Source organism: Bradyrhizobium sp. BRP56, from assembly GCF_020194035.1.
Lineage (GTDB): Bacteria > Pseudomonadota > Alphaproteobacteria > Rhizobiales > Xanthobacteraceae > Bradyrhizobium > Bradyrhizobium australafricanum.
On record NZ_JADYVV010000052.1, the window covers coordinates 21,866 to 34,011 of the forward strand.

Genomic DNA, 12,146 nt, shown 5'->3' on the forward strand with positions numbered 1-12,146 from the left:
GGCCCGCTTGAACGGGGAAATTAGCTTGGTCGATCAACTCGGACGCTTCGCTTGGTATGAGTTGCTGACGACGAACATGTCGGCAGCAGCCGCATTTTATGGCAAGGTCATCGGCTGGGCGGTGGAAGATGCGTCGACTCCGGAATTCGCCTACACGCTGCTTATTGCAGGCGACGCCCCGGCAGTTGGACTCATGCATCTCCCGGAAGAAGGGCTGCGATTGGGAGCGAAGCCGAGATGGGTCGGCTACATCGCCGTCGACGACGTGGATGCGAAAGCCGTGCAGGTCCGCCGTCGTGGGGGCGCCATTCTGATAACGCCGACCGCCAGCAATATTGGCCGAATTTCGGTGGTCGCCGATCCGCAAGGAGCGACGTTTGCACTGGTTTCCGGGCTGACATATGGCCAACGGCAGTCCAGCGGATTGGACGAGCCTGGACGCGTGGGCTGGCACGAGTTGCTGGCTGAAGACCGGAACAAGATCTTCCCGTTTTACGGCGAGCTTCTTGGCTGGCAGAAGGCTCACGCTGAAACCGGGCCGGCCGACCTGTACGAATTGTTTTCAGCGGCCGGCCAGACGATCGGCGGAATGCTCACCAAACTTCCGAGCGTATCGCAACCCTGCTGGCTCTATTACTTCAATGTCGACGACATCGGTGCGGCTGCCAAGCACGTTGATGCTGGCGGGGGCCGGGTCCTCCAAGGTCCAATCGAGTTGCCCGACGGTTGCTGGATCTTGCGATGTGCCGATCCCCAAGGGGCTCTATTTGCGCTACAGGGAGCCTGGGATCAGAAAGGCACTGAGCGACCCTCCGCCTCGGAACTCAATTGGTCCGCCAGGTGGGGTGATGTCGCTTCACAGGGCAAATTGGTCCTTCACAAGACCAAGCGATAGGTCGGAAACGTGTCGACCTTCCGCAGCAGAATTATATAGGTGTTTAGATTAGGTAGTGGTGCGCAATTGTATTCTGAATGGTGCACCACGCTTCGCCTTGCAGGCTTCGCATGGCGCGGCCGCGAAGCCTGCAAGGGCGAAGCGTGTCCGGCGAAGCTTGAGCAACGCGAAAGCGAAGACGGACGTTTACAATCACCACACCGCACTGATTCACGATCGGCAGCCGATCCTAGGCTGGCCGGCTCGGCAACGCGTCGCTGTGCGACAGCACAACCGCGGTGATCAAATTAGCAGCCATTGCGCGGACCACGCCTGAAGTCTTCGGCAGTGTCGCGGCCGCCGGACAGGACGTACCGGCCATATTTTGGCCATAGCCCGTTTCTTAAACGCCTGCGCGGGCCATGCCCCGTCTTCGTTTTGCGTCGCCTGACCGATGCGGTCGCTTCGCAAGCCAATCGCAGATCATCGCTGCGCTCCCCCACAACATGGATGGTCTGCCAACAGCAAGAAGGACTTTGTAATGCGTAAACTTCTCGCCGCTGTGGCGGTTCTTTTGGCGTTCGCTTCAACTGCCGAAGCCCGCGGCCGTCACCATCACCATCGGCACTATGCACATTCCGGTCGCCCAGCTGCGTGGTGCGGGTGGTTCATGCGTACCCAGGTCGGCAGCGATCCCGGTCCGCAATTCAATCTGGCCCGATCCTGGGCGCGCTACGGCAGCAATGCCGGCGGCCCTTCGGTCGGCACCATCGTGGTTTGGCGTCACCACGTCGGCAAGATCGTGGGTCAGGAGAACGGCCAGTGGATCGTGCAGAGCGGCAACGACGGGCATGCCGTGCGCACGCGGCCGCGCTCGCTGGCCGGCGCCATCGCATTTCGAAATGCCTACGCTTCGTTCTAAAGCGCGATGAGATTGGGTCGAATCGTCATCGCGCTTTAGTCTCTCGTTTGAGCATGATCTTTTCGGAGAACCGCTGCGCACTTTTCCGGATCATGCGTTAGGGAACCTCGACGCACTGACATGCGAGCTTGCGACACCCGGCGGTATACGAACCGTTCATGATCGCAGCTTACGCTGCAGCAGGGTTTCGCCCTGAAGCCCTCAGACGGGCGCCGTCATCTGTGTTGACCAGATGGCGGCGCCTTTTTCAGGAGCCAATTGGCTTGCCCCAGAAGTCAAAAAAAGTCGCGACGGCCGCTCAGACCGCTCCCTATTGGTCGGCGGCTTACGTCAGTCTCTGCAATGGAGTGACGGTTTTCGCTGTCACCGGCGGCGTGCTCGGATTTCTGCTGGTCGCCAAGCACTATCTGTGAACCTCAGCGCTTTCCGAGACTCCTCAGATGCGCGCAGAACATGTCGGCCATGGCGTCGGCATAGGTCGCGATCTCGGCGGGCGTTCGCGGGCTCTCGGAAAAATCCTTGCCCACCGTGCTCAGCGTCGTCGTGATCAGATCGCCGGCCGTCGCGCGCACCGCGCCGGACGCTTTCGGCAACGCCTCGCGCATGAACGCTTCGACGATGCGCTCGCCGGATGCCCGCGCCTCGCGCGCTTCGGGGGCATCGCGATAGAGCGGCGCGGCATCGCTCAGCGCGACGCGCACCGCGGCCTCCTCGCATTCGGAGCGGATGAAGGCGTGCACCAGCGAACGCAGCCGATCGAACGGCGGCCGCTTGGTATCCTCGAGGATGTCACTCAGCAGGCTGGTGGTCTGCCGCCTGCGAGAGGGCAATATGCGCGAGCTCGAAACCGTCGGCGACATCAAGTCGGCGATCAACATCTCCGACGATGCGCTGCTGAAGGAGATGTTCAAGGATTGGGGGACGTTTCAGACCCGGCTGGCGCAGGCGATCGAGAAGAAGTCGCCAAGCGACGTCAGGAAGACGCTCGAGCCCTGGCTGAAGCGCAACAAGGACTTCATGAAACAGCTGCTCGTCGAAACCCAGGGTAAGCTGGAGAAGCTGCGGCCGCTGGAGGCCCGCTAGAGCATAAGGGAGCGCAGATCCGCTTCGGCCGGACCCTGCGCTCAGATCATCGCAGCGACACGTTCCAGGCCGATCAGGCGCGCCAGCGAACGGACCTCGTTCTTCTGATCCTCGCGGAGCTGGAACAGCAGCGGCATCGCCGCCGACTTCAGCTGCTGGACCTCCTCGGAGTCCGGATCGATCGGCATGCTGCCGGATGCGGGATCGCCCTGGCGCTTGGCGTGGATCTTGCGGGCGACGGCGCGCAATGCGGTCTCGACCGCCGGCCAGTAATATTCCTGCGACGACGACAGCTTCAGCCGGTCCTTGATGCCGGCGATCTGGGCGTCGCTCAGCAGCGCGTAGCTCTTCTGCGGCGCCGGCTTGGCCGCAGCCTTGGGCTTCGGCGGCGCCGGGGCGACCGGCGCGGGTGCGGGCTCGGCGATCTTCGGCTGAGCCGCATCGACGGGGTCGGTGATCTTCGGCAGGCCGACATCGGTCGGCTCGACGGAGGCATAGGCCTGGCGCACCGTGTCAGTCGCGCCCGGAATCGCGGCTTGGGCCCGTAACAGGAGCGGAGACGGATTGGCGGGAGGCTCAATCGGCTGGGGCGCCTCAAACGAGGCCGCGGCAAGTGTGCTGACCGCGAGCTTGTCCTGCTTGCTGGCACGGTTGGCGACCGGGCCAATGTCGGCCTGCGCCGCCGGCAGGCTGTCACGGCCCAAGATGGCTGTTATCGCGACGCCGGCGAGGAGGAAGCATGTCAGCGCGGCGAGGGTGATGGCTCTGGTCAAAAACTACTCCATTGCCGGCCGGTGTCACCGCAAACTGAGCGCGAAATGCGGCGGTACCGTGCCGTGACGACGCCAAATAGGTGAAATTGTCCCGAAACGGCCGGAAAATCAGGCCGCGACGTCGAGCTCATAGGCCTCCTGGATATCGGCGACGATCTCATGCGCCGTCCAGAGCGCGCCGGGCTGGACCGTGTGCATGCTGACCGTCCAGTTGGTCCGGCGGGTGCGCGGCGTGCTGACAATGTCGAATTCGACCTGACGGCACAGCGGATGCCGCTGCAGGGCGTAAAACACCCGGGTCCGGAGCTCGTCGAGCGATGCCGGGGTCTTGGAGAGCGGCTCAAAAGCCATGTCGCATTCCCACAAACTGCCGGGCGACCAGCCGTGGCGGCCCGTGACGCTATTGTTGGGACCGGCATGGTTAATGCCGCGTTAAGCGGATGGGCGGGATTTGAGTGCTGCTATTTCGCGAACCAACGCGCTTTCGAGCACCGGTTGGCGCGACGGGAACGCGTCAAAGCAGCGACTCTAGAGCCGCACCCGCGCGCTCGCTGCCTCATACTCCGCGATCGTCTGCGCCACGAGTTCGTCGACGCCGAGCACCCCGGTCACCCCGGAGGTGGAGTGACCGCCGCTCCAGATATCGCGCCAGCGTTTGGGGCGGCTTTCGCGGGCGCCGATGTCGATGTCCTTGCCGATGTCGATCGCACCGCGTGCCGGCAGGTCGTCGGGATCGAGACCGGCGGCCTCGATCGAGGGCCGCAGCATGTTGGTCTGCAGGCCGGTGAACGCCGTCGTGAGCATGACGTCGTCGGCGGTGGAGTCGACCAGCATCTGCTTGTACCTGCCGTCCGCCATGCTCTCGCGCGTCGCGATGAACTTGGTGCCCATATAGGCGAGGTCGCAGCCGAGCGCCTCTGCGGCGCGGAGCGCGTGGCCGTCGCTGATGCCGCCGGCAAGCACGATCGGTCCATCGAAGAAGCCGCGCACAGCGCGGACGAACACGAACGGATTGAGCCAGCCGGTCTGGCCGCCCGCACCCGCAGTGAGCAGCACGAGCCCGTCGGCGCCGGCTGCTGCCGCGCGCTCGGCATGGCGGATCGAGGCGACATCGGCGAACACCAGCGCGCCGGCATCGTGCAGAGGGCCAAGCACCGGCGCGGGCGAGCCGACTGAGGTGATCACAAGCTCGGGCTTGTGCCGCAGCAGCACGGCGAGATCCTGGGCCAGCCGTGTGTTGGAGCGATGCACGATCAGGTTCGGGCAGATCGGCGCGGCTGCTTGGCCGCTTGCATCGGCATGTGCCTGCAGGCGGCGCGCGATGTCGCCGAGCCAGGCATCGAGCTGTTCCGTCTCACGGCAATTCACCGTCGGAAATGAACCGATCACGCCGTTGCGGCAGGCGGCTACCACCAGTTCGACACCGGAAACCAAGAACATCGGTGCTGCAATCAGCGGCAGCCGGAGGCGACCGCGAAAACGCGCGAGAGGATCGGCGGACAAGTTGCTTCTTCCCTGCATCATTGTGTTAGCTTTGGTGCAACATTGGCACGACAAAAGCCAAAGACAAAGGTGGGAGGGACAACGAGATGAGCAATCCGCTCTATGCATTTCCGGCGGTGTGCGAACAGACCCTGCGGGCGCTGGCGCGCTATCCATCGCGCACCGCCTTCGCATGGCCGGGCGGCTCGCTCAGCTATCAGGGCGCGACCGACCTGATCGGACGCATGCAGAGCGTGTTCATGCGGCTCGGCTTTGCACCCGGCACCCGCGTCGCGCTGCTCACCGCCAACCGCGCCGACAGCTGGTGCGCCGGCGTCGCCGCGCAATTGTCGCGGCTCGCGATCACCTGGCTGCATCCGCTCGGCTCGCTCGACGACCAGCTGTTCCAGATCGAGGATTCCGAAGCGCAGATGCTGATCGTCGACGGCATCACGTTTCGCGATCGCGGCGGCGAACTCACGGCGAAGGCGCAGGGCCTGAAGACCGTGTTCACGCTCGGCCCGGCGGATTACGGCGCCGACCTGTTGCAGGTGGCCGAGGACGCCGGCAGCGCAAGCGCGAAGAATTTCGCCCGCGCCGACGACATCTCGACCTTGAACTACACCGGCGGCACGACCGGCAAATCCAAGGGCGCGCTGCGCTATCACCGCGAATATGGCGGCTTCGCCGCGGCGATCCTCGCCGATTTCGAGATTCCGGAGACGCCGCGCTACCTCACCGTGGCCCCCATCAGCCATGTCGCGGGTACAAAAGTGCTACCGACGCTGATGCGCGGCGGCACCGTGCACATGCTGAAAGGGTTCGATCCGGAGGCCGTGTTCACGACCATCGCGCGCGAGAGGATCAACTTCACGCTGTTCGTGCCGACCATGATCTATGTGATGCTGGATCATCCCGCGCTCGACAGGACCGACCTCTCCTCGCTCGAGCTCCTGCTCTACGGCGCATCCGCGATGTCGCCGAGCCGGCTGGTCGAAGGCATCGAGCGGATCGGCCCGGTGTTTTCCCAGCTCTACGGCCAGACCGAGTGCTATCCGGTCTCGGTGCTGCGCAAGGCGGATCATGACCCGAAGACGCCGGACCTGTTCCTGTCCTGCGGCTTCCCGATCACCGCCTGCCAGGTCAAGATCCTCGATCAGGACGACGAGGAGGTCGCGACCGGCGAGGCCGGCGAGATCTGCGTGCGCGCCACGCATGTGATGGCCGAATACTGGAAGCGGCCAGACATCACGGCGGAGACGCTGAAGAGCGGCTGGCTGCACACCGGCGACATCGCGCGCATGGACGAGCGCGGCTACATGTTCATCCTCGACCGCAAGAAGGACATGATCGTCTCCGGCGGCTTCAACATCTTCCCGCGCGAAGTCGAGGATGTCTTGTCGCAACACGCCGACGTCGCGATGGTCGCCGTGGTCGGCGTGCCCGACGACAAATGGGGCGAGGCCGTCACCGCCGTCGTGGTCGCGCGCGAGGGCGCTGTGCCCGACGCCGACGAGCTGATCGGACTGGTGAAGGCGAAGAAGGGCTCGGCGCACGCGCCGAAGCAGATCCAGTTCGTCAAGGAGCTGCCGATGACCGGCGTCGGCAAGGTCGACAAGAAGGTGCTGAAGGCGCGCTTCTGGACCGGCCGCGACCGCATGGTGGGGTAGGATGCTCGCACGACGATTGCTGGTCCCGTCATCCTGAGAGGTTGTGACGCTTTTGCTCCGCCGTCATTGCGAGGAGCGAAGCGACGAAGCAATCCATCTCTCCGACCTGCCGGGCTATGGATTGCTTCGCTTCGCTCGCAATGACGCGGATGGAGCTGTGCGCACCGTCACCCTGAGGCGCGAGCGGAGCGAGCCTCGAAGGATGCACGGCCCCGATGTTTCAGCTTGCGCTATCTCCGCTTGCGGCAGCAGCCGGGCCGGCGTCCTTCGAGACGCCGCTTCGCGGCTCCTCAGGGTGACGGGGACAGAGTGGAAGGCGTGGCGAGACTGTCGGCGCTGGCGACAGCAGCTTGCTGACCGGTGCCCTGCCCGAGCAACTGATCGAGCCGGTCGCGCAGCTGATCCTGGTGGTAGGGCTTGGCCAGCCGCGGCAGGTCGACCTGGGTGCCGTCGGGCAGTTCGGCATAGCCGGTGGCGAGCAGCACCAGAAGCTGCGGCCGCACCTTGCGCGCAGCCGCGGCGAGTTCGATGCCGGTCATGCCGGGCATCACGTGATCGGTCATCATCAGGTCGATCTCCTGGTCGCTCCTGAGGATTTCGAGCGCCTGCGGTCCGGAATTGACGCCGATCACGCGGTGACCGAGGTCCTCCAGCATTTCCATGGTGGACATCGCGATCAACGGATCATCGTCAACCAGCAGGATCACCGCCGAGCGCTTGAGCGTTTGCGCCGCAGGCGCCGGGCTCTCGACTTCAGGCACCGCCGTCGCAACCGGCAGCACCAGCGCAGCCGTGGTGCCCTTGCCGACCGCGCTCGACAGCTCCAGCTCGCCGCCGAGCTGCACGGCGAGCCCATGCACCATCGACAGGCCGAGCCCGGTGCCCTTGCCCACCGGCTTCGACGAGAAGAACGGCTCGATCGCGCGCTTCAGCACGTCCGGCGACATGCCGGTGCCGCTGTCGATCACCGAGAGCTTCAAATAGTCGCCAGGCTGCAGCGCCGGATCATTCTTCGCCTGCCAGGCCGCGAGGCGGATCTCGATCACGCCGCCATCCGGCATCGCGTCGCGCGCATTGATCGCAAGGTTGAGGACCGCAAGCTCAAGCTGGTTGCTATCGACGCAGGCGAGCGGCAGCCCCTCGGGAATGTCGAGCCGCAACATGATGCGCGGTCCGAGCGAGCGCTCGAGCAGATTGCTCATATCGCGCAGCAGCGCGCCGAGATCGACCGGCACCGCGCGCAGATCCTGCTGCCGCGCGAATGCCAGCAGCCGCTGCGTCAACGACGCGCCGCGCTCGGCGCCCTGTAATGCGCCGTCGACCAGGCGACGCAGGCGTGGGTCCTCCGGCAAGCGCTTGCGCAGCAGATCGAGATTGCCCATCACCGCCATCAGCAGATTGTTGAAGTCGTGCGCGACGCCGCCGGTGAGCTGGCCGATCGCCTCCATCTTCTGGGCATGGCGGAGCTGTTCCTGCGCCCGCTCGCGCGCGGCGACCTCCTTCATCAAGTCGGCGGTGCGCTGCTCGACCCGCTGCTCCAGCGTCGCGGTGAGTTCGGCGAGTGCGGTGCGCTCGTCGGCAAGCTGCGCCAGCAATGCCTCGCGCTCGATCTCCGCGGTCTTGCGTGCGCTGATGTCGGAGCAGACGCCGACCAGCGAGCGGATGCCGCCGTCGGGCCGCCGCACCGCGCGGGCGCGCACGTCAACCCAGTGCTCGGTGCCGTCGGGCCAGATGTTGCGGTATTCGATCTGATAATCCGAGCCGGTGCGCAACGTTTGTTCGACGATCTCGCTCCGGCGGGCACGGTCGTCGGGATGCACCGCGTCCAGGAGATCCTGATAGGTGAAGGGATCGCCCGGCCTGCGCCCGAAATAGGTCTTGCAGGTCGGCGACGCCTCGAGCTCGAAATCCGGCAGGTGAAGCTCGAGCGCGCCGAGATGACCGGCATTGAGCGCGGTCTGCAGCAGACCTTCGCTCTCGGTCAGATCCTCGAGGATCTGACGGGTCTGGTATTGGCGGCGGCGGCCGCGCACCGTCGCGGCGACCAAGCTTACCAGCGTGGTCGGATGAAACGGCCGCTCGATGAAGGTGACATTGCCGAGCGCCCGGCCGAGCCGCGCTGCTTCCGGATTGCGCTCGGGTCCCCCCTTCTCGCTGATCAGCACGATAGGAAAGTCCGACCATGACGGCTGCTCGTTCAGCCAGTGCGTCAGGCCGGCGAGATCGGCGGCCCTGATCACCTCGTCGGCAATGATGGCAAGGCCCGCCCCGCTTGCGATCTGGCGTTCGAGCTCGGCGAGATCACCGCAGATGTTGGCGTAATAGCCGGCTTCCTTGATCAGGTGGGCAGTCTTGACGGCGTCCCGCTCGCTCGCGGCGAGGATGACCGCGCGTTCCGAGGACGGACCAGGCTTCATCGCGTCTGTCCCTGCGGCGGCCGGGCGTCGACACCGTCCGGCACATCACACAACCGCCGGACGGCCATGGCCACGATGCCGGCGGCGGGATCAATACGCATCATGGGACCCCCTAACGGGAGCGAAACTCGCACCTGCCGCCAACCGTTCCCGGGAAGCGGAGTTATTTTTGCCGCAGGGGCAGTCGCTTGGCGCTCCTGCACCGCGAATCGGTGAAACAACCCCATGCACTGTAGACGCGGCTGGACTTCGCCTTCCCCCTGAAAGGGGGAAAGTCGGGATGGGGGTCAGCCCCAGGCGATGCTGCACGTGGAGAAAGCTGATCCCCACCCGCCTTGCTTTGGCGAGCAAAGCGACCTCCCCTTTTTCAAGGGGAGGTCGAAGAAACATAGCCCGAGCTAGCGCCGCTCGATGACCAGGCTCTGGACCGCCTGGCCGAAATAGCCGCGCTGATCGGCGAGCCGCGACATTGCAAGCCCGGCGCCGTCGGGCCCGATCCAGGACTGGCCGTCGAGCAGGATCCAGTCGCCGACCGGCTCGCGCGCCAGGCTCACCGAGAGGTCCGCGTTGATGAAGGTCCATTGGCTGAAATCGAGCGCCGGCGAGGTGCCGTTGGAGAAGTCCGACGCAACCACTGCCCGCATCGCCTGCGAGACGGCGGCGCCCGCAATCAGCGGGCGGTCGACGCGGAACCAGATCGCGCCAGGTCCCGTCACGCCGAAGCGGCCGCGCGCGGCCCGCATCGAGATGCACTTCACGAACGGACTGTTCGCAAGGTTGCCCGGCTCGATCATACTTTCGTCGGGGCCCGGCAGATCGACCGCAAGTGCTGTGATATCCGGCGGCAATTCGGCCGTCTGTTGCTTGATCTTCAGCACGCTGGCCGAAACCACGAGAACGCCGTCGGCAAGCAGCCTGACGCCACAGAGCTGGATCTTGCGGCCGTCGCGCAGGATCTCGCTCTGCACGGTCAGCGGCGCCACCGGCACCGGGCGCATCAGGTCGATGGTGACGCGCGCGATCCGCATCGGCACCGGCGTCGGAAGGGCTTCGGCCGCCCACACCACCAGCGCTGCCGGTGCGGAGCCGTGTTGCATCCGCGGATCCCACGGACCCGCGGCGTCAGGACTGGTGACGACGCGGTCGCCGTCAACGCGAAAGATCGGCTCCATCAGGCGAGCGCCGGATCGACCGCGTCTTCATACTCTTTCCTGAACCGGGCGATCAGCTCGGCTGCGGGCACCACCTTGGAGATGCTGCCGACGCCCTGGCCCGAGCCCCAGATCTCCTTCCAGGCCTTCGGCTTGGCGCGCTCGCCGGTTGCATCGGTGCCGAAGCTCATCTTCGAGGGATCGGAGGTCGGCAGGTTTTCCGGATCCATGCCGGCCGCGATGATCGACGGCTTCAAGTAATTGCCGTGCACGCCGGTGAACAGGTTGGAGTAGACGATGTCCTCGGCGGACGAATTGGTGATCATGTCCTTGTAGCCCTCGACCGCGTTTGCCTCCTTGGTCGCGATGAAGGCCGAGCCGATATAGGCGAAGTCAGCGCCGATGATGCGCGCGGCGCGGATGGCGCGGCCGTTGGAGATGGTGCCCGACAGCGCGATCGGCCCGTCGAACCATTGCCGCGTCTCCGACACGAACGGGAACGGCGACAGCGTACCGGCATGACCGCCGGCGCCGGCCGCGACCAGGATCAGGCCGTCGGCGCCCTTCTCGATCGCCTTGTGCGCGAACTTCTGGTTGATCACGTCGTGGAAGACGATGCCGCCCCAGCCGTGGACGGCCTGGTTGAGCTCCTCGCGCGCGCCGAGCGAGGAGATGATCATCGGCACCTTGTGCTTCTCGCAAAGCGCCATGTCGTGATCGAGCCGGTTGTTCGACTTGTGCACGATCTGGTTCACCGCGAACGGCGCCGACGGCCGCTCCGGATGCGCCTTGTCATAGGCGGCGAGCTCTTCCTTGATCCGGTACAGCCATTCGTCGAGCAGCTCCGGCGGCCGCGCGTTCAACGCCGGAAACGAGCCGACCACGCCGGCCTTGCACTGCGCGATAACGAGGTCGGGCACGGAGATGATGAACAGCGGCGCCCCGATCACGGGAAGAGACAGGCGGCCCTTGAACAGAGCAGGCATGGACATTTGAAGCGGATCCTCAAGTGTTGGTCGTTGATTGGTCTCGAATGCTGATCGTCATACCAACAAGGCAATCTTTCCAGTGTCAAGTATTGCGTTTTGGCCCTGCAAAAAAGATGACAAATCCTCATCCTGAAACCGTGTTTTCGCGGGCGCCTGGCATCCCAGACAGAAAGCCTGGCCGTCGCTATTGGCAGACCGCCCGTGTCACGAAATTTTCCGTCCTGCAGTCGTTCGGGCCGCGCTTGTGGCCCGGCAGATGGACCAGCGGCGAGCATTTCTCGGAGGCGTCGGTATCGATGCCCTTGCCTTCCCGAAACCCCTTGCTCTGGCACAGCCGGTCGGCGCCGGTCTTGCAGTCCGGCGCACCGTTCGAGGCCACCACGCAGGCCGCGCGTCCGGTCACCACCGTCGAGGGGCGCGCGATGTTCGACAAATCGTTGATGGTCTCGCCGGGGCTCTTCAGCGGCGGCAGCGCCGATTTCGACTTCTCGAACAGCTTTCCGATTTCGTTGATCAGCCCGGGATTCTCGCGCTCGACCGGCGCCGGCGGCAGCTCGATCTGTTGCTGCTGCGAAGGCGCGACCGGCTGCGGCGCCGGCGACTGCACGCCAAGCGTCGGCGGCGCTGTCTGGGCCCGGCTGTGGTCGAGGGTCGTCAGTGTCATCGGCAGCGCAAGACCTGACAGCAGAAGACCGGCCAGCGCAATGCGCGCCCTTGCGCGCGTGGGCCTGACGAGCGTGAGCCCGGCAGGATCGAGCAGGTCCGCGATTCCATCAGCCATCGCG

12 protein-coding genes and 1 pseudogene are annotated in these 12,146 nt (G+C 65.1%); 5 read left to right on the forward strand and 8 right to left on the reverse strand.

Going from position 1 to position 12,146, the window contains the following annotated elements; genetic code table 11:
- The first annotated feature begins 25 nt into the window (after positions 1-25).
- From I6F38_RS30040 to I6F38_RS30050, 3 genes are all read left to right on the forward strand, one after another.
- Positions 26-895, forward strand: a complete 870-nt coding sequence (locus tag I6F38_RS30040; protein ID WP_225162941.1) for a VOC family protein — start codon at positions 26-28, stop codon at positions 893-895.
- A 649-nt stretch (positions 896-1,544) separates the two neighbouring features.
- The gene (locus I6F38_RS30045; RefSeq protein ID WP_028342576.1) at positions 1,545-1,796 is read left to right on the forward strand and encodes a hypothetical protein; all 252 of its coding nucleotides are present in this window, start codon (positions 1,545-1,547) and stop codon (positions 1,794-1,796) included.
- A 263-nt stretch (positions 1,797-2,059) separates the two neighbouring features.
- Positions 2,060-2,209, forward strand: coding sequence for a hypothetical protein (locus I6F38_RS30050; protein WP_225162942.1), 150 nt, complete (start codon positions 2,060-2,062; stop codon positions 2,207-2,209).
- A 3-nt stretch (positions 2,210-2,212) separates the two neighbouring features.
- Here I6F38_RS30050 and I6F38_RS30055 read toward each other — a convergent pair.
- Positions 2,213-2,611: pseudogene (locus I6F38_RS30055) on the reverse strand (TetR/AcrR family transcriptional regulator); the annotation flags it as partial.
- 16 nt (positions 2,612-2,627) lie between these two features.
- Here I6F38_RS30055 and I6F38_RS30060 point away from each other — a divergent pair.
- Complete coding sequence (locus tag I6F38_RS30060) at positions 2,628-2,879, forward strand: hypothetical protein (RefSeq protein ID WP_225162943.1); 252 nt, start codon at positions 2,628-2,630, stop codon at positions 2,877-2,879.
- Between the two features lie 41 nt (positions 2,880-2,920).
- On the opposite strand, the gene I6F38_RS30065 is transcribed toward I6F38_RS30060, so the two are convergent.
- The 3 genes from I6F38_RS30065 to I6F38_RS30075 form a co-directional block, all read right to left on the reverse strand.
- Positions 2,921-3,652 (reverse strand): hypothetical protein, encoded by a 732-nt coding sequence (locus tag I6F38_RS30065; RefSeq protein WP_225162944.1) that lies wholly within the window; start codon positions 3,650-3,652, stop codon positions 2,921-2,923.
- Between the two features lie 108 nt (positions 3,653-3,760).
- On the reverse strand, positions 3,761-4,003 hold the full coding sequence (locus tag I6F38_RS30070) for a hypothetical protein (protein WP_225162945.1): 243 nt from the start codon (positions 4,001-4,003) through the stop codon (positions 3,761-3,763).
- A gap of 177 nt (positions 4,004-4,180) precedes the next feature.
- Positions 4,181-5,155 carry a nitronate monooxygenase gene (locus tag I6F38_RS30075; protein ID WP_225162946.1) on the reverse strand — a complete coding sequence of 325 codons (975 nt, stop codon included), beginning with the start codon at positions 5,153-5,155 and terminating at the stop codon, positions 4,181-4,183.
- An 86-nt stretch (positions 5,156-5,241) separates the two neighbouring features.
- Between I6F38_RS30075 and I6F38_RS30080 the strand changes: the two genes are divergently transcribed.
- Positions 5,242-6,804 (forward strand): AMP-binding protein, encoded by a 1,563-nt coding sequence (locus tag I6F38_RS30080; RefSeq protein WP_225162947.1) that lies wholly within the window; start codon positions 5,242-5,244, stop codon positions 6,802-6,804.
- 290 nt (positions 6,805-7,094) lie between these two features.
- On the opposite strand, the gene I6F38_RS30085 is transcribed toward I6F38_RS30080, so the two are convergent.
- The 4 genes from I6F38_RS30085 to I6F38_RS30100 all read right to left on the reverse strand — a co-directional run bounded on the left by I6F38_RS30085 (position 7,095) and on the right by I6F38_RS30100 (position 12,142).
- Complete coding sequence (locus tag I6F38_RS30085) at positions 7,095-9,221, reverse strand: ATP-binding protein (protein WP_225162948.1); 2,127 nt, start codon at positions 9,219-9,221, stop codon at positions 7,095-7,097.
- 398 nt (positions 9,222-9,619) lie between these two features.
- Positions 9,620-10,393, reverse strand: coding sequence for a thioesterase family protein (locus tag I6F38_RS30090; RefSeq protein WP_225162949.1), 774 nt, complete (start codon positions 10,391-10,393; stop codon positions 9,620-9,622).
- Positions 10,393-11,364: a nitronate monooxygenase family protein gene (locus tag I6F38_RS30095; RefSeq protein ID WP_225162950.1), complete on the reverse strand. Its 972-nt coding sequence runs from the start codon at positions 11,362-11,364 to the stop codon at positions 10,393-10,395. The genes I6F38_RS30090 and I6F38_RS30095 overlap by 1 nt, the downstream gene beginning before the upstream one ends.
- Before the next feature lie 181 nt (positions 11,365-11,545).
- Positions 11,546-12,142 carry a hypothetical protein gene (locus I6F38_RS30100; RefSeq protein WP_225162951.1) on the reverse strand — a complete coding sequence of 199 codons (597 nt, stop codon included), beginning with the start codon at positions 12,140-12,142 and terminating at the stop codon, positions 11,546-11,548.
- Between the last annotated feature and the right edge of the window lie 4 nt (positions 12,143-12,146).

Coding starts and splice junctions, on each gene's coding strand:
- I6F38_RS30070 (WP_225162945.1), bottom strand. CDS start 4,003: ATGGCTTTTGAGCCGCTCTCCAAGACCCCGGCATCGCTCGACGAGCTC.
- I6F38_RS30045 (WP_028342576.1), top strand. CDS start 1,545: ATGCGTACCCAGGTCGGCAGCGATCCCGGTCCGCAATTCAATCTGGCC.
- I6F38_RS30080 (WP_225162947.1), top strand. CDS start 5,242: ATGAGCAATCCGCTCTATGCATTTCCGGCGGTGTGCGAACAGACCCTG.
- I6F38_RS30100 (WP_225162951.1), bottom strand. CDS start 12,142: ATGGCTGATGGAATCGCGGACCTGCTCGATCCTGCCGGGCTCACGCTC.
- I6F38_RS30085 (WP_225162948.1), bottom strand. CDS start 9,221: ATGAAGCCTGGTCCGTCCTCGGAACGCGCGGTCATCCTCGCCGCGAGC.
- I6F38_RS30060 (WP_225162943.1), top strand. CDS start 2,628: ATGCGCGAGCTCGAAACCGTCGGCGACATCAAGTCGGCGATCAACATC.
- I6F38_RS30090 (WP_225162949.1), bottom strand. CDS start 10,393: ATGGAGCCGATCTTTCGCGTTGACGGCGACCGCGTCGTCACCAGTCCT.
- I6F38_RS30095 (WP_225162950.1), bottom strand. CDS start 11,364: ATGTCCATGCCTGCTCTGTTCAAGGGCCGCCTGTCTCTTCCCGTGATC.